The sequence below is a fragment of the Bacillus sp. 1NLA3E genome (assembly GCF_000242895.2).
Taxonomy (GTDB): Bacteria; Bacillota; Bacilli; order Bacillales; family Cytobacillaceae; genus Bacillus_BU.
The window spans coordinates 4,099,423-4,116,371 of sequence record NC_021171.1 but is presented as its reverse complement, the minus strand read 5'-3'; the positions used below and the strand labels follow the sequence as shown (position 1 = coordinate 4,116,371).

The 16,949-nt window shown below is 37.6% G+C and carries 16 protein-coding genes; 8 read left to right on the top strand and 8 right to left on the bottom strand.

What is annotated here, in order from left to right; genetic code table 11:
- Positions 1 to 198: 198 nt before the first annotated feature.
- The 4 genes from B1NLA3E_RS19825 (at position 199) to B1NLA3E_RS19810 (ending at position 6,030) form a co-directional block, all read left to right on the top strand.
- The gene (locus B1NLA3E_RS19825) at positions 199 to 2,388 is read left to right on the top strand and encodes an alpha-galactosidase (protein ID WP_015595602.1); all 2,190 of its coding nucleotides are present in this window, start codon (positions 199 to 201) and stop codon (positions 2,386 to 2,388) included.
- A 75-nt stretch (positions 2,389 to 2,463) separates the two neighbouring features.
- On the top strand, positions 2,464 to 4,221 hold the full coding sequence (locus B1NLA3E_RS19820) for an ABC transporter ATP-binding protein (RefSeq protein WP_015595601.1): 1,758 nt from the start codon (positions 2,464 to 2,466) through the stop codon (positions 4,219 to 4,221).
- Positions 4,222 to 4,282: 61 nt separating this feature from the next.
- Positions 4,283 to 4,951 (top strand): response regulator transcription factor, encoded by a 669-nt coding sequence (locus B1NLA3E_RS19815; protein WP_015595600.1) that lies wholly within the window; start codon positions 4,283 to 4,285, stop codon positions 4,949 to 4,951.
- Between the two features lie 2 nt (positions 4,952 to 4,953).
- Entirely contained in the window at positions 4,954 to 6,030 is a 1,077-nt protein-coding gene (locus B1NLA3E_RS19810) for a sensor histidine kinase (protein WP_015595599.1), read from the top strand.
- A 58-nt stretch (positions 6,031 to 6,088) separates the two neighbouring features.
- Here the strand turns inward: B1NLA3E_RS19810 and B1NLA3E_RS19805 are convergent, their stop codons facing one another.
- From B1NLA3E_RS19805 to B1NLA3E_RS19795, 3 genes are all read right to left on the bottom strand, one after another.
- Positions 6,089 to 6,787, bottom strand: a complete 699-nt coding sequence (locus tag B1NLA3E_RS19805) for an SDR family NAD(P)-dependent oxidoreductase (protein WP_015595598.1) — start codon at positions 6,785 to 6,787, stop codon at positions 6,089 to 6,091.
- Positions 6,788 to 6,923: 136 nt separating this feature from the next.
- Positions 6,924 to 7,157, bottom strand: a complete 234-nt coding sequence (locus tag B1NLA3E_RS19800) for a hypothetical protein (protein WP_015595597.1) — start codon at positions 7,155 to 7,157, stop codon at positions 6,924 to 6,926.
- A gap of 5 nt (positions 7,158 to 7,162) precedes the next feature.
- Positions 7,163 to 7,414, bottom strand: a complete 252-nt coding sequence (locus B1NLA3E_RS19795; RefSeq protein WP_041580710.1) for a hypothetical protein — start codon at positions 7,412 to 7,414, stop codon at positions 7,163 to 7,165.
- Between the two features lie 82 nt (positions 7,415 to 7,496).
- On the opposite strand from B1NLA3E_RS19795, the gene B1NLA3E_RS19790 reads away from it, so the two are divergent.
- Positions 7,497 to 8,000, top strand: coding sequence for an Hsp20/alpha crystallin family protein (locus B1NLA3E_RS19790; RefSeq protein WP_015595595.1), 504 nt, complete (start codon positions 7,497 to 7,499; stop codon positions 7,998 to 8,000).
- On the opposite strand, the gene B1NLA3E_RS19785 is transcribed toward B1NLA3E_RS19790, so the two are convergent.
- A complete protein-coding gene (locus B1NLA3E_RS19785) occupies positions 7,997 to 8,224 on the bottom strand; it encodes a hypothetical protein (protein WP_015595594.1) in 228 nt (75 codons plus the stop codon). The two genes, B1NLA3E_RS19790 and B1NLA3E_RS19785, sit on opposite strands and share 4 nt — an antisense overlap.
- Positions 8,225 to 8,319: 95 nt before the next feature.
- Between B1NLA3E_RS19785 and B1NLA3E_RS19780 the strand changes: the two genes are divergently transcribed.
- Both B1NLA3E_RS19780 and B1NLA3E_RS19775 read left to right on the top strand, forming a co-directional pair.
- Positions 8,320 to 8,733: a hypothetical protein gene (locus B1NLA3E_RS19780; RefSeq protein ID WP_015595593.1), complete on the top strand. Its 414-nt coding sequence runs from the start codon at positions 8,320 to 8,322 to the stop codon at positions 8,731 to 8,733.
- Between the two features lie 244 nt (positions 8,734 to 8,977).
- The gene (locus tag B1NLA3E_RS19775; RefSeq protein WP_015595592.1) at positions 8,978 to 9,169 is read left to right on the top strand and encodes a hypothetical protein; all 192 of its coding nucleotides are present in this window, start codon (positions 8,978 to 8,980) and stop codon (positions 9,167 to 9,169) included.
- 262 nt (positions 9,170 to 9,431) lie between these two features.
- On the opposite strand, the gene B1NLA3E_RS19770 is transcribed toward B1NLA3E_RS19775, so the two are convergent.
- The 3 genes from B1NLA3E_RS19770 to B1NLA3E_RS19760 all read right to left on the bottom strand — a co-directional run bounded on the left by B1NLA3E_RS19770 (position 9,432) and on the right by B1NLA3E_RS19760 (position 12,469).
- On the bottom strand, positions 9,432 to 10,163 hold the full coding sequence (locus B1NLA3E_RS19770) for a C39 family peptidase (RefSeq protein ID WP_015595591.1): 732 nt from the start codon (positions 10,161 to 10,163) through the stop codon (positions 9,432 to 9,434).
- A gap of 341 nt (positions 10,164 to 10,504) precedes the next feature.
- Positions 10,505 to 11,305 carry a C39 family peptidase gene (locus B1NLA3E_RS19765; RefSeq protein ID WP_015595590.1) on the bottom strand — a complete coding sequence of 267 codons (801 nt, stop codon included), beginning with the start codon at positions 11,303 to 11,305 and terminating at the stop codon, positions 10,505 to 10,507.
- Positions 11,306 to 11,809: 504 nt separating this feature from the next.
- Positions 11,810 to 12,469: an FMN-dependent NADH-azoreductase gene (locus B1NLA3E_RS19760; RefSeq protein ID WP_015595589.1), complete on the bottom strand. Its 660-nt coding sequence runs from the start codon at positions 12,467 to 12,469 to the stop codon at positions 11,810 to 11,812.
- A 601-nt stretch (positions 12,470 to 13,070) separates the two neighbouring features.
- Here B1NLA3E_RS19760 and mprF point away from each other — a divergent pair.
- Complete coding sequence (gene mprF, locus B1NLA3E_RS19755) at positions 13,071 to 15,602, top strand: bifunctional lysylphosphatidylglycerol flippase/synthetase MprF (protein ID WP_015595588.1); 2,532 nt, start codon at positions 13,071 to 13,073, stop codon at positions 15,600 to 15,602.
- Between the two features lie 59 nt (positions 15,603 to 15,661).
- Here mprF and B1NLA3E_RS19750 read toward each other — a convergent pair whose 3' ends face one another.
- Positions 15,662 to 16,711 (bottom strand): lactonase family protein, encoded by a 1,050-nt coding sequence (locus B1NLA3E_RS19750; RefSeq protein ID WP_015595587.1) that lies wholly within the window; start codon positions 16,709 to 16,711, stop codon positions 15,662 to 15,664.
- Positions 16,712 to 16,949 lie beyond the last annotated feature (238 nt).

Sequence of the window (16,949 nt, the reverse complement as noted above, 5' to 3'; positions counted from 1 at the left end):
GTCTTTTTTCATTGGTGGTGGGTTTCAATAAAGAGGTTTTGGTGATCGACAATCAAATACTCCTGCACACTGGCTTCAAGCGTCTGGTTTCCTGACACCTTATTTAATCATAGTGCTGAAAAACTTAGGCTGGTTCATATCATAGTATGAGATTGATTTAGGCTTGGTTTGAAAGTGATGATTAAGGAGTGAGGGATTATGCCAATCGATTGGAATGACAAAGATGGGATTTTTCATCTTTATAATAAAAACATTAGTTATCTGCTTCAGATTGTCCATGGTAAATATCTAGCGCATTTGTACTGGGGCAAACGAGTACAGATTCATCAACCGACTTCAATACTATTATTTAAAGGAAGGACGTTTTCACCGACTACTGAAGCTGGCGAATTACAATTTTCCCTTGATACACTTCCCCAGGAGTACCCGGCGTATGGGAACGGGGATTTTCGTTCTCCTGCCTATCAAATCCGTTCCGCAGATGGATCGACGATAACAGAATTTGTCTATGATTCTTTTGAAATTTTTCAAGGGAAGCGCCCCCTTAATGGATTACCTGCTGCCTATGTGGAAGATAAATCTGAAGCTGAAACATTGGTCGTAACAATGGTTGATTCGATGCTTGGAATCGGGATCGATTTACATTACACAATCTTTCATGATCTGGATGTCATAACGAGATCCGTTTCCTATGAGAACCTTGGTAGCGAAGCTGTTGAAATCCAAAAGTGTATGAGTGCCTCTATTGATTTTCACCAAGCGAATTGGGATTGGCTACAGTTGAGTGGAACATGGGCCAGGGAGCGTCATATCGATAGGATACCTGTACACCCTGGCATTCAAATGATTTCATCAGCGAGAGGGGCAAGCAGTCACCAACATAACCCTTTTATTGCCATCCTCTCAAAAGATACAACCGAAGAATTCGGTGATGTATACGGATTAAGTCTAGTGTACAGTGGGAATTTCCAAGCTTATATTGAAACAGGCTCCTATCATACTGCCAGAGTAAGCATCGGCTTAAACTCCTTTGATTTCGCTTGGCTCTTGAAGTCAGGGGAAACTTTTCAAACACCTGAGGCTCTAATGGTCTATTCTTCTGAAGGCCTTGGTGGGATGTCTAGAACTTTTCACAAATTATTGCGAACCAGAGTTTGCCGTGGTGTTTATCGTGATAAAACACGTCCAATTCTGATCAATAACTGGGAAGCTACCTATTTTAATTTTAATGAAAAAAGATTAAAAAATATTGCTGATGCTGGAAAAGAACTAGGTATTGAGTTGTTTGTCCTGGATGACGGCTGGTTCGGACATCGCAACAATGCAAAAAGTTCGTTAGGTGATTGGGATGTTGATACGAAAAAGCTGCCAAATGGGTTAGATGGATTAGCTGATTATATCTGTAAAAGGGGCATGAAATTTGGCTTATGGGTGGAGCCGGAAATGGTTTCCCCGGATAGTGATTTATACCGAAAGCATCCCGATTGGTGTATTCATGTGCCTGGAAGGAACCGTACATTGTCTAGAAACCAATTGATCCTTGATTTAAGTCGGGAAGATGTAGTAGATTTCTTAATCGAAACTCTAACTAAAGTTTTAAATAGTGCAAAGATTTCCTATGTAAAATGGGACATGAACCGTAATATGACTGAAATTGGCTCTGCCAAATTACCACCCGAGAGGCAAAAGGAAACAGCACATCGGTATATGCTGGGATTGTATCGGATTCTGGAAACGCTGATAGATCGTTTTCCAGATATTTTGTTTGAAAGTTGTTCCGGAGGTGGCGGTCGCTTCGATCCCGGCATGCTGTATTATATGTCGCAAACCTGGACGAGTGATGATACAGACGCAGTCGAAAGATTAAAAATTCAATACGGAACAAGCATGGTTTATCCAGCCATTACAATGGGAGCCCATGTTTCAGATGTGCCTAATCACCAGGTAGGAAGAACGACGCCTTTGCTCATGCGCTGCCATGTGGCGATGGCCGCAAATTTGGGTTTTGAATTAAATATCGATAAGATGAGTAGTGATGATAAAAAAATGATCATGAAGCAAATCAAGCAATATGACCAAATTAGAGACATAATCTGTTTTGGGGACCTTTACAGACTGTTAAGTCCGTTTGCTGGAATGGACACAGCCTTGATGTATGTTTCAGAGAATCAAGAAAAGGCAGTTGTTTTTAACTTTAAAACACTGGCAACTCCGAACCCACCATTTTTGCGCGTAAAGTTACGGGGACTGAAGCCTAATGATCTTTACAGAGTGAACCATGCTGATAAGAAATACTTTGGTGATGAACTCATGACGATTGGGCTAACGCTTCCACTGATAAAAGAAGACTTTTCCTCCTATATCTATCAGATCGAAAAGGCAGATTAAATCGTTCATATTGAGTTCATAATCGTAGCTTATATTTTATTCTAGACAAAGGAAGCTGCAAAGGAGATTATAAAGTTGAAAAAAATACAAAAACAAAAAACTAAAGGCTGGCGTGAATTTTTACAGTTAATTGCAGAGACAAAGCCTTCAAAACTAATCATTATTATTGCGTTGTTGCTTAGCGTGAGTACGACGGTGGTTGGATTATTTGTACCACTGTTTACGAAAAATCTGATCAATGACTTTTCAATCAGTTCATTGAGCCAAGGAAAAATTGTTATGCTTGGCGGAGCAATCATAGTTCAGGCCTTAGCAGGTGGGATTTCGATTTATTTATTAAATCAAGTAGGGCAGTCGGTAATAGCAGGGATTAGGGAACGGTTATGGAAAAAGCTTCTCGTCCTACCTGTTTCCTATTATGATGAGCACCAAACTGGCGAAACCGTTAGTAGAATGACCAACGATACGGGGGTTGTAAAGGACTTAATTACAAACCATCTAACGAGTTTCTTTACAGGGATTATTTCAATCGTTGGTTCGATTATTGCCATGTTGTTTTTAGATTGGAAAATGACCTTATTAATGTTTACGGCTATTCCACTCTCGTTTGCAATCATCATGCCCCTCGGAAGAAAGATGCATACGATTTCCAAAGGAATGCAGGATGAAACAGCCCGTTTTACTTCTATGATCAATCAAGTATTGTCTGAGGTCCGTTTAGTTAAATCCTCTAATGCAGAAACAATTGAATCTAAAAATGGGAAAAACGGAATTACAAAATTATTACAATTTGGGCTAAAAGAAGCTAAAATTCAAGCTTTAATTACCCCACTTGTTTCATTAGTAATTATGGTCTTACTTGTCGTCATCCTTGGTTACGGGGGAATGAGGGTATCAACTGGGGCTTTAACCCCCGGAGATTTAGTTGCCTTCATCATGTATCTTTTTCCAATTGTGATGCCAGTTGCGCAATTAACAGCCTTTTTTACCCAATTTCAGAAAGCGTTAGGTGCAACGGAACGAATCATTACGATTTTGGATGAAGAAAAAGAAATCGACGACTCCAACCTGACCATTGAAGATGTAAATCAACCCATTCATGTTGACCATATGACATTTTCCTATAAAAATGGTGATGCTGTTATAAAAGATATTAGCTTTACGGTGGAACCAGGAAAAGTAACGGCCATCGTGGGACCAAGCGGAAGTGGAAAAACGACCCTATTCTCACTGTTTGAACGCTTTTATCAGCCGCAGTCGGGTTCAATCAAATTAGGAAATAAACCAATAAATGAGTATTCACTCCTATCATGGCGAAGTCAATTTGGCTATGTATCACAAGAAAGCTCACTGCTAGCTGGAACGATTCGTGATAATCTTTGTTATGGAATCAACCGAGAGGTACGTGACGAGGAGCTTCATCGGGTCGCAAAGATGGCTTATGCAGATCAATTTATCGAGCAGCTTCCAAATGGATATGACACTGAGGTTGGTGAAAGAGGCGTGAAATTATCGGGTGGTCAGCGTCAAAGAATCGCGATTGCCCGAGCTTTGTTGCGTGATCCGAAAATTTTAATGCTAGATGAAGCAACGTCAAGTCTCGATAGTAAATCAGAAATTGTTGTCCAAAAAGCGTTAGAGAATTTAATGAAGGGTCGAACAACACTTGTGATCGCCCATCGTCTTTCTACAGTGGTCAATGCAGATCGAATCTTCTTTTTCGATAAAGGAACGATTACAGGAAGTGGAACGCACGAGGAATTATTAACTTCTCATTCCTTATACCATGAATTTGCCACTCAACAATTGCAAATTAAAGAGGAAGTCGGCTAATCGGAAGACAATGTCTGTAAAAATGAAGAAGTGAAAGTATTCTACAAGGGAATGGTTTTTAATGACAAAGCTACTAGTAGTTGATGATGACTCAAATATTCGAGAACTTCTCAAATTACTGTTAAAGCGTGAAGGCTTTGAAATATATGAAGCATCGGATGGAATTGAAGCATTGCAGTTATTGAAATCGGTAAAGGTGGATCTTGTCATCCTGGATATTATGATGCCCAATATGGATGGATGGCAGCTTTGCAAGGAACTCAGGGATTACTATGAGATCCCTGTTCTGATGCTAACGGCGATCGGAGAAACGGCGCAGAAGGTAAAAGGGTTTGAACTCGGAGCAGATGATTATCTAGTAAAGCCCTTTGAACCTTTAGAGATGGTCGCAAGAGTCAAGGCCTTATTAAAAAGATACCAAATTACATTGTCGCAGATCATTGAGATAGGAGAGTTGCGACTTAATCGCAAAACGTATCAAGTGATGGCTGGGGAAACGAATATAACATTGCCACTTAAAGAATTTGAACTTTTGTTCAAGCTGGCAAGTTATCCTAGAAAGACTTTTTCACGCGATCAACTAATTGAACAGATTTGGGGATTTGATTATGAGGGGGACGAGCGTACTGTGGATGTTCACATAAAAAGGCTTCGTGAACGCTTTCCTGAAAATCAATATGATTTTAAAATTACAACTATTCGAGGTCTAGGGTATCGATTGGAGGGATAGCGATGAAGTTAAAGGAGATAGCGAAAAGAATTGCTGGAATTTTCCTGGTTTTTCTTATATTAACTCTTTGCTGGTCTGCTTCGTTTTACGTCACTTCCTGGATGTTCAATTACTTTGGTAGCGAACCTTCCTTATACATTAAACAGATTGGCACATCTATATTTGGATTTTTTATCTTTGGCTCATTAATGTTTTTCATCTCTCGTATTTCAAATGTTAGAGAAAGGCAAATTAATTTTTATCGGCCCATTATTGTTGCAATGGAAAGAATGTCTCAAGGTAATTTTAATATTGATTTGACTGTATTTCTGAAGCAAGTAAATTCTCGGGATAATCCATTATTTGAAGTAGGCCAAAGTGTTAAACGTATGGCAGAAGAGTTGGGACAAATGGAAAAAGTCAGACAAGAATTTATCTCAAATGTTTCCCATGAAATCCAATCGCCTTTAACGTCCATAAGTGGGTTTGCGAACGCTTTAAAAAATACTGATCTTACTATTGATGAACGCAATCATTATCTTACTATTATTGAAACAGAGAGCAGGCGGCTTTCGAAATTGAGTGACAATCTTTTAAAGCTGACTTCCTTAGAATCTGACCATCTTAGTTTTGATCCAAAGGTTTACCTTCTGGACCGCCAACTCCGCAGAATAGTCCTTTCCTGTGAACCCCAGTGGCGAAGTAAAGAAATTGAAATGGATATTGATTTGCTATTATTGAATATCACGGCTGATGAGGGGCTTATGGATCAGGTCTGGACAAATCTTATTCATAACGCGATAAAATTCACCCCACAAGGTGGTAAAATTAGTATTGTTTTACAGAAAGACGAAGATAATGAAGCAGTTATTCAAATCATAGATACAGGAATTGGCATGTCCAAGGAAGTTCAAATGCATATTTTTGAACGATTTTATAAGGGTGATAAATCGAGAAATCGTTTAGTCGAGGGTAACGGATTAGGGCTTTCGATAACAAAAAAAATTATTGATATCCACCAAGGTGATATTAAAGTTAAAAGTAATGAAGGAACAGGGACAACCTTTACGATTAAATTACCTATTGGTGGAAAACAATAGGATTAAAGCTAAAAAAACTGCAGACACTGTCTGCAGTTTTTTGTTGATTAATATATTATTATTTCTCAGATAATTGGAAATCTCTAAGTTGTATTACTTTTTTATCACCCTTGGAGTCTGTTTGCGCTAGTTCAACTAAATATGGAGCCACGTTGGCAGGGTCATCACCGATGGTAGCTAAATTCGTCTTCATTACACCAGGGTTAAATACATGGAATTGAAGGCCGTTTTTGTGTTCCTCATCTTCAATAGAGAAGGTTAATGCTTCAACGGCAGCTTTACTTGCCGCATAGGCTCCAAAACTACCTGCACCTTCACGCACCAATCCTGTCGTAATGTTGATAACATGTCCTGATTTTTGGTTTCTCATAATCGGTAAAACTTCGCGCATCATTAAAAATACACTGGTGGCATTGTTGTTGATTTGATACTCCCAAGAATCAAGTGGGCTGTCGATGATAGGATATTGCTGAAAAACAGCAGCATTATTGATTAAAATATCAATCCTTTGAAACTTTGCTAATGCTGCTTGAATGAGCATTTTAACGTCTGATTCAGATGATACGTCAGCACGGATTGGTAATACAGACACACTGTACTGGCTGGTGATCAAGTCTTCCACTTGTTCAAGCTTGCCATAATTACGACCGCAAATGACTAAATTTGCTCCTGCTTTTGCATAGGCAAGCGCCGTTTCTTTGCCTAAACCACTTCCCGCACCAGAGATAACTGCAACTTTCCCTTTTAAATTCCCCATCCTATTTCCCTCTTTTCATAAATTATCCGAATTCATATGTGAATACTAATGTATAACAACCTAGTTATAAAGTCAATTAATTCTGAAAACATAAAATTGAGAAAAAAGAAAAAGGCCAACAATAGGCCTTTTCGCTCTATACAACACTATTTTTCCAAGAGTTACTGTCTGATAGTTCAGAGTCATTCATTGTTGATATCGGAATATAAACCTGTGATAAATCACCGTTCTGTTCACCAAACCCCATATTCAATTTGGTGGAAACAAATAAGTCAGCCTGTTGCAACGGGCCGAAATTTAATGTTCCTAATCTGTCGAGTCCATTTACCTTAACACCCAGCAGATTGATGATCATAGGTGCAAAATTCATGCAAATCACTCCTCATGTGGGTGAATTGATTCAAATGTTGAAGGTGAATCAATTTGATCCCGATCATCGACAAAGCTTCTTGGTGCTAAGTATGCAGCGCCATCGCCAAAATTTTGACCATAACCTTGGTTTTTTTTATCTGAATTATGCCATTCTGCCAATAAATTTTGGCCAATATTTACTGCAGATGCATTTTCAAAGGAATTAATTTTGATCATATATATATTAATATTTATATAAGGAGTTGGAGCAGACATTTAATTCCCCCTTTTTGTTTGCTTTTAAAATATATGCTAACCAGCCCAGAATATGAGGGAGTTACGGGAGAGAGGTATCGTAATGGATTATAATAAATTAAAACAATGGTTGGACTTAGCACAAAATATGAATGGTGGTGACTTCTGGACCAGTGTTTTTGACCAGGAATTTGCCAAACAATTTATGGAACAAAGCGGAGCAGGTCCTGGAGGCGCTAGTCCCTTTCCTTCTAATCCTTTTCAACAAAATGAACAAGAAGAGAGACATGTAAAAAGTTTCCCTCCTGTTGATATATTTGAAGCCAATCATGAAGTGGTCGTTATTATTGAATTACCTGGTATTAGAAAAGAGGAGGTTCAGTTAGGAATCAAAGGAAACATCCTAACCATTCGTGGAGAGGCCCGCCACCTACAAGACCCAAGCAATATGACCTATTCGGAAAGGTTTTATGGACAATTTAATCGCCAAATCACTTTGCCTGATTCAGTTTTAGCAGAGCAAATCAAAGCTAAATTTTGGAATGGAATTCTGTTTGTGAGCTATCAGCGCCAAATTAACGATGGTGCTCAAATTCCCATTGACTAATATTGTTTTACCGCATCGGCATCCATTATGTCGTCATCATTGACATAAAAAATTGGGATGGAGACGACTGTTCTGTCCCCGTTTTGCTCACCGAACCCCTCAGTTTTTTTTGAAGTATTATTGTTATTTATCTTTCGATTTTCCCCAACAGAAAAGCTTGAGAGTCTTCCGATAGAATTGACTTTCACATGACCTAATTGGACTTTTGTAGGTATAAAAAACATCGAATCCTTCCCCTCCTATTATGTTTTGGACATGTTCGTAATGAATAGCCATATATTAAACCTATGACGATGAAAAATAAGGAGCGACATTTAGGATGTCAATTAAAGAAATATTCCTATTCATCAAAAAAAATGAACAAATTGATGAACTTAAACAAAAAATTATTCAACTAGAGCGAGAGTTAAAGGAAATAAAAAAACAAGTTAACAAAAAGGAAGAAGCCAATCCAAACGAACAACCAAGAACTGAACCACCTATTATTATCGAAAAAATTAACATTGAAAAAATTATCTTAGATAAATATGAGTTAAATAATAACTTTGGTCAGTTAGGGATAAAGGAATTGCAAGGTCAGCTTAACATTGGTGCAACGTATGGAAGAGCATTTTCGCCAAAGAAGAAAATGGCTACGAATCACCCCAAAAAAGAGGAACAAGAACACAAAGCGGGGGAGAACCAATCAAGAAGAGAGCCTAGTGTTAACATTCGACCAAAACAAGAGGAATAATTTAGTTGTAACAAATTAATAGGAAGAAAGTGGGGCATTGTGACAAATTTGTTACGGTGTCAATAGTGTAATTAACAAAATGAGACAAAATAATTTAAATTTTCAAGCAAACTCGATTATAATAAGTCTGAAAGAATACGCTAGGGGGTTTATTAAGGGGATAAATCTTGGAACCTCATCAGTGTAAAACATATTTTAGTAGTTTCAATTAAGATTTTATATATAAGGGGAGAAGTTTTAAAAAATGTATATCGTATTAGTAATCATGCTGATCGCTGCTTGCTTGACTTTATTTTTTTGTGGATATTATTTGGCAGTTATTAAGGAAAAGATCGGAAGAAGTGTCCTTATTGCTATACCAATTACAATTGGTTTATTCATGTTTAATGTTATTTGGGCGTTACTTGAGCTTTCAAAAACAGCACGCTGGCAATAATTTATCAATTTTACAATAAAGTTAAAGACTTCATTCCTTAATAAAGGGCTGAGGTCTTTTTTTATTTTGCTTTGTTGTTAAACTGGCCTGTTGATTTACGCTCCAGGTGCTCGCTTTCCGCGGGGCGGGCGGCGAGCCTCCTCGGCGCTAAAGCGCCTGCGGGGTCTCACCTGTCCCGCTGCTCCCGCAGGAGTCTTCGCGCCCTCCACTCCAATCAACATTGTGTAAAAAATCAACATTGAGCTTTAACACAGCCTTTATTTTAATAAATTACAATAGCTTGTTTACCCATCTGGTCCCATGCTTTTATAAAATTTTCACGGTTGACCTTTTGATTTTTGAAGCCATAGGGATTATTGATATAAATATTTTCAGTATCAAAGCCCGTTATCACGACGCTATGCATATTATAAGTGATATCTACTGCTCCTTGAGATGTTTGCCATGTTTGAAGATCAGATATTGGGGCAAAGGTCTTCGTGTTGATGACCCAAATGGGATTTCCTGACGCTACTTTTTGTAGAATGAGATCGAAGGGTTGACTTGTGAGGTCTTCCACTTTCCCATTAACGTATTTGTTTGCCAGATCAAAAATTGGACCATGATAAACACCTAAACCTGGACCGTCCTCCATATTCCCAACAAATCCAGAGTTAGGATTTCCAAAGTATCCGTTACTATATTTAAATGGAACTCTAGCAATCTGCTGAGCTAAATCGTTCTTGCTAACCATGACCCCTTTAAAATTAAGAAGCATCGCTAAGCTAGTGACTTCGCACCCTGCTTTGAGTCTAGGAGGATCCATTTGATTAAGTAAAGGGACATCAATCAAATTGTTATCACTAGTTATTGCTATATTTTTTTCATTTATACTTTGTTGCTGCTTACTAATTTTCAAAGTATTGGCAATATCGTCTAAAAAGGAACTAGAGCTAATCAAGACGCTACCACTAATAATCAATACACCAATACAGAATCTGAAAATTTTACTCAAGAAACTTTCCTCCAATAATATATTGTCCATAAAAATTAATGGTAGGAGTAAATATATTAAGAGACTCCCCAGTTAATAGAATGTGAAAATATTATATCAAAAATAGTAAGGGGAGTCTTTAGTAAAGGCTGTTTTCGTAAACTTTGTTGCTATTTACTAAAAGAGAAGTGTGGTTGATCTCCGCTCCAGGATGCTCGCTTTCCGCGGGGCGGGCGGTGAGCATCCTCGGCGCTTAAGCGCCTGTGGGGTCTCATCTGTCCCGCTGCTCCCGCAGGAGTCTCGCACCTTCCGCTCCAATCAACTTCTTTATCAACAAAACAACAATCTTTTAGAAAAGAGCCTTAGTAAATCACAATAGCTTGTTTGCCCATTTGTTCCCAAGACTCAATGAAATTTTCACGATTCACTTTTTGATTTTTGTTGCCATATGGATTATTAATGTAAATATTTTCTGGGTCATATCCAGTTATCACAACACTATGCATTTTAAAAGTGATGTCTACCGAACCTTGGGGAGTTTGCCATGTTTGTAATCCGGATATCGGAGCAAAGGTGGTTGTGGTGATCACCCAGATTGGGTTTCCTTGCGCAAGTTTTTTAAGAATGAGATCGAAAGGCTGATTAGTGAGGTCTTCCACGTTTCCATGATCGTATTTGTTAGCCAAGTCGAAAATAGGCCCATGAAAAACACCTAATCCAGGACCATTTTCCATATTCCCAACAAATCCGAAATTAGGATTTCCATAGTTTCCATTACTATATTTAAGGGGAACTCTTGCAATCTCTTGTGCTAATTCATTTTTAGTAACCTGTATCCCTTTAAAATTAAGAATCATGGCTAAGCTGGTGACTTCGCAGCCATTATAAAGCCTTGGACTATCCATTTGGTTAAGGAGTGGGACATCTAACAAAACCTCATTCACTACTGTTTCTGGCTCAGTTTGCTTTTCGGAAGCCACGTAACCCTCTAGGTCAACATTTTCTACTAATTTAGGAGTTGTTTCTGGAATAGTTTGGTTTGAGTCCTTACTAGATTTTATAGTTGATAGCGACTTATCAGCAAATGGAATAAAACTTGAGCCAATTAAGATGCCGCATCCAAGGATGATAACAGCAATGCTCAGTTTACATATTTTAATCAAAGAATCTACCTCCTTTATACAGCAGGTGATAGTAGAAATATTTTTATTTAAAAAGGCTCTTTTCTAAAAGATTGTTGTTTTTTACTTGTTTTTGGAAAGAAAACCGTTGATAAGGAAGTTGATTGGAGCGGAAGGTGCGAGACTCCTGCGGGAGCAGCGGGACAGGTGAGACCCCGCGCTTTAGCGCCGAGGAGGCTCACCGCCCGCCCCGCGGAAAGCGAAGCACCTGGAGCGGAAATCAACCACACTTCTCTTTTAATAAATAGCAACAAAGTTTACGAAAAAAGCCTTTAAAAAAGAATAAAAAGTTTTTCTGAAAAAAAATGCATACTACTACTATCTAAAATCAGCATACAAAACAGATATGAACAAACTATTAAGGAGAATGGAAGATTCCTTTAAGGATGAAGAAAGGTTTCTATATTAGGGGATTTTTAGTAGAAAAATGATCAAAAAAATACCACAACTAGGAAAGCTGTGGTATATCCATGTCCTTATTAAAATCTATACTTGAACTGTATCTTGTACCATTTGTTGTGCTGTTAACCTTGCCTCTTCTTTTGCCTTCTCGACTATTTCTTGAACTTTTGCAGGGAAATAATCAAATCCTTCTGCAATAACTGTATCCATTACTTCAATGCCTAAAAAGCGAAGAGCAATTTTTAAATAACGATCACCAGACTCTAATTCTGCCATTGGAGTATTAATATACAAACCGCCTCGTGTTTGGATATGGACTGCTCTTTTTCCTGTTAATGCACCTTTTGCTCCACTTGGTGTGTAATTAAAAGTTTTTCCGGATACAAATAAATTATCTAGATATTGTTTTAACACTGGAGGTGAGCTTAAATTCCAAACTGGAGAAACAAATACATAATAATCATATTCAACAAACTCATCGGCAACTGCGTGCATGGCTAAATATTTTTCTTTTTCTATTTCTGGAAGGTCTTCAATTTTATAACCATATCCGCCCACTTTTCCGCGAGCTGAGACTAAGTCGGCATCCATTTTGGGGATTTCTGCTTCAAATAAATCAATTTTTTTAATTTCAGCATCAGGTTGTTCTTGTCGGAATGCTTCAAGAAAAGCTTCTCCAATTTGTAACCCCTTTGACTTACTTATACCTTTTGGATTTGCTGTAATATAAAGTAATTTAGCCATTTAAGTCAATCCCATCATATATTCTTACTATATATTATATAAAAATAACGTTTACGCTAAGTTGAACAAATAATGAATATCATGAACATTAAGTGTCATTGTAGGGATAGTATTGGAAAAAATAAAGAAAAAAAGAAGCTGACCCAGGGGTCAGCTTAAAAATAGAGAGGTTTTAAAAATTAACCTTGAAAATAACAGAAAGCGTTAAAACATTTGAATCAGAGACTTAGGATAAACTAGATTTTCTAGACTACACTAAGCTTCCTGAAAATCGAGAGTCCTTAACATTTTCGATTTTCCGAGTAAGAGGTTTTTCCGAACCTCTTTATATGAGTCTCATTGTTAATAGTGGGATCAAGATGCTGCATGGATATCTACTTCAATATCCTTGTTTGCAACCCCTTGTTTTACCTTGTCTTTATAATAATATGGAGGTATGTAGAACTTATGAGGAAGTTATGTGGAAGTTGTGAAGATTAATATTTGAAGGTTGAAAGGGTACTTAACATTATATTTTCATTAATAAATAAAGAATTAATGGATAAATATGAATGAACTATATTATATTAGTTGTATATGTTGGACCAAAGTTGGTGGATAGATGTTTCATTTTAATAAAGAAAAACTGCTTTTTATAACAAAAATTCTTTTTCCAGTTTTACTTTTACTCTTGGTAATTTTTGAACTAAGGAAAATGTTTTTAGGTTTAGACCCTAACCTGCTTATTCATAATATTAACGAACTTACGCTAGTAGAGAGTTTACTCATAGTTGTTGGTGGTTTTTTGGCGATTACCCCGATGCTTTATTATGACTATAGCTTAACCAAGCTATTACAACTTAACATTCCAACAAAACAAGTTATGGAGTATTCCGTCATCACTAATACATTTTCGAATTTACTTGGATTTGGTGGGCTAATTGGAGCAGGATTAAGGTCTTATTTTTATAGTGAGTATGAACCCGATAGAAGAAAGTTACTTACGAATATTGGTGTTGTTTCGCTATTCGGAATAACCGGGATATCTATTTTGGCTTGGATTATCATCTTCGGTTTTTGTCATTCACCGCTACTTGCTGATCATAAGTGGCTTTATGCTGGGCTTTGGTTTGTTGGACTTTATTTACCCTTTTATCTCATAAACCTGTTACGACACAGAAAAAGGGCGGTTCAATCTACTATCCATCTAAAAATGGTGGCCAAGCTTGTGACGGCATCTTTTTTGGAATGGGCATTCATTTTTTTGGGGATATGGGGATTAAGTTTAATCCTTAAAATACCAATTTCAGCAGGTGAACTATTACCTATTTATATTATTGCTGCTTGTGCAGGAATCATCAGTATGATCCCTGGTGGGCTTGGATCGTTTGATCTTGTTTTCTTATGGGGTTTACAAGGATTAATGGTTTCTGATGAGAAAGCAATTGTCTTATTACTTCTGTATAGAATCGGTTATTTTTTAATTCCCTTTATCGTTGGTTTGTTTTTACTGATAAAAATGTATTGGGGTAAATGGAATAAATCTTGGAGTCAGATTCCTAACATCATAGTTCAAAATGTAAGTCATTTTATTTTGACTGGTTTAGTTTTCCTTTCTGGATCGGTGCTCCTTTTATCAGCAGCCGTTCCAGGGGTGTTAGAGAGGTTGAAAATTAGTGAGGAAATCCTTTCGTTACCAATCATGAACCTCTCTCACCAACTTTCTGTGGCAACAGGATTTGTTTTATTGGCTGTTTCGAGGGGAATTGAGTATAAAAGTAAACAGGCTTATCACCTAACAATGTCAGTCCTGATTTTAGCGGCCGTTTTTACCTTTTTTAAAGGGCTTGATTATGAGGAAGCCATATTCATCTTAATTGTTGCTATTCTATTGCGGATTTCAAAAAATAGCTTTTACCGTGAAAATACCGTGTTGACATGGGGGAAAATAAGTTTTGATGTCATCGTGATTACTCTCATCACTTCGCTCTACTTGGTGATTGGAGTGATTAATTTGCCTAATTCAAAACTAAATGTTCCTTCAGCATTAGTGCCATATGTAATGGTTAATTCAAGCGATTTGTTCACAAGTGCCATTATTGGTCTTTCGATTGCTGTCATTTTTATGGCGGCTGGGGCTATTGTAAGAGGGAAGAAAAGTTTTCCCTTTGAGGAATCGCTTTCACAGGAATTACAGGTTAAACACCATTTAGAAATTTATAAAGGAAGTCCATTAGCTCATCTCATCTTTTTGCATGATAAACTTTTGTATTGGAATAAACAAAAGAATGTTTTGTTTGCTTACCAAGTAGTAGCCGATAAAATAGTTGTTTTAGGTAATCCAATTGGAAGTCAGGAAAATATGTTGAATTCTATTGAAGAATTGATAGAAACCGCAGATGTTTATGGGTATAGCCCAGTTTTTTATCAAGTTAGTAGTGAAAAGATTCCTTTTCTTCATGGAAATGGGTTCGATTTCTTTAAACTTGGAGAAGAGGCTTTTGTAGATTTAAAGACTTTTTCTTTAACAGGTAAAAAGGCGAAAAATCTGCGAGCATTAAAAAATAAGTTTGAACGGGAGGGATACTCCTTTCAAATCGTTGAATCACCGTTCTCTGCGCAGTTAATAATGGACTTAGAATATGTTTCAAATGAATGGTTACGGGGACGAAAGGAAAAGGGCTTTTCTCTCGGCTTTTTTGACGCGGATTATATCCAAAAAGCGCCGGTTGGGGTTCTGGCAGATCCTATGGGGAATGTGATTGGGTTTGCTAGCTTAATGTTAAATTATGATGATCATGAGACGGTTTCAGTGGATCTGATGAGGTTTCTTCCTGATTCTCCGAATGGAACGATGGACTTTTTGTTTCTGTCATTGTTTCAATGGGCTAGGAGTGTCGGCTATATTCGTTTTAATTTGGGAATGGCTCCATTATCCAATGTGGGGGCTTCAAGGTTTTCATTTTTAAGTGAGAAAATTGCTTCACAAATATTTTTGCATGGTCAGTTGTTTTACCATTTTAAGGGTTTAAAAAGATTTAAAGAAAAATATGCTGATTATTGGGAGCCAAAATATTTGGCTTATCGTAAAAAGTCGAGTCTTCCAATTACTATGCTGCAAGTGACGATGATGATTTCGAAAAAGAAAAAATGATCGGTAAAAAAGAACTGTTTGGAGGGATGCTCCAAACAGTTCTTTTTTTGATGTTAATATTATAAAAATTTCACACAAACAGGATCTGGAACAACTTTATCAGAAGATAATAGGGTAAGTTTTCCGGTTTCAGAATCTCTTGAAAAGAGAACAAGGTTACTCGATTCCTGATTAGAAGCAACGATGAATTTTTCGGTAGGATCTAATACGAAATCTCTTGGCCAATTTCCTTCGGTAGAGGTATACTCCACAAAACTCAGCTCACATGTCTCCTGGTTAACCCGGAACACAGCAATGCTATTATGTCCACGATTTCCTGCATACACAAAGCGCCCATCTGAAGAAATATGAATAGCACTTCCTTGATTGTTCTCAGTGAAATCAGTTGGAATAGTGGGAATCGATTGCACTTGCGTAAATTGACCATTATCAGCATGATACCGTAATACAAGGACCTCTGAGCTAAACTCAGTCATCACATAAGCGTAGCGCTGATTAGGATGAAAAACCAGATGCCTTGGACCACTACCGGGTTTTACACTGAGGCTTGAGACCTCATTTATAGTGCCATCATTTAATTCATATGTAAAAACCTTATCAATCCCGAGCTCAACCACGGCTATATACTTTTCATCAGGGGTAAAACCTGCGTAATGAGTGTGTGGTTTTTCCTGCCGTTTATCCGGACCGGAGCCAACATGTGTAGCAACGGAGGCTTTAGGGTTAATGCTTCCACTTTCCTGGTTTAAAGAGTAAACTTCGATGCTACCCTTATGGTAATTGGACGCGAGAACATAACGGTTTTGACTATCAACACTTACGTGGCAGGGGGGTGCTCCTTCTGAACCCTGCTGATTTAGTGGTGATAACTCACCAGTTTCTTTATTTATTGAGAAAGCAGCGATCCCACCCAATTCTCCATCCTTAACAACAGAATAAAGGAATTTACTATCGTGACTAACCGTTAAATATGTGGGGTTTTCAAGTTTTGCAGCCACCTTTATGTGTTCGATTCTTCCATTTTGAGTATCCAATGAAAATGAATAAAGGCCTTCGCTTTCCCCCTTTGTATAAGTTCCAATAAACCCGATAAACTTATTTTGCTCCATCTGAGATGCTCCCCCTCGTTATTTTTGATTCATTATAGCAATAAAGTTCCTGCTTCTCCAATTTTGGATGTCTGCATCTATTTTTTCAAAAATAGAATGTTATTGGTGGGAATTACTATGTGGGGGGCGAAATAAAATTCCACTGGAACACTTGTAGGAAAATGATGGAACAAGTTAAGGGAGAAGAAGGGTTGGAGGTGCCAGATGTCGAATTTGTTCAAAGAGTCAGAGTGAATTG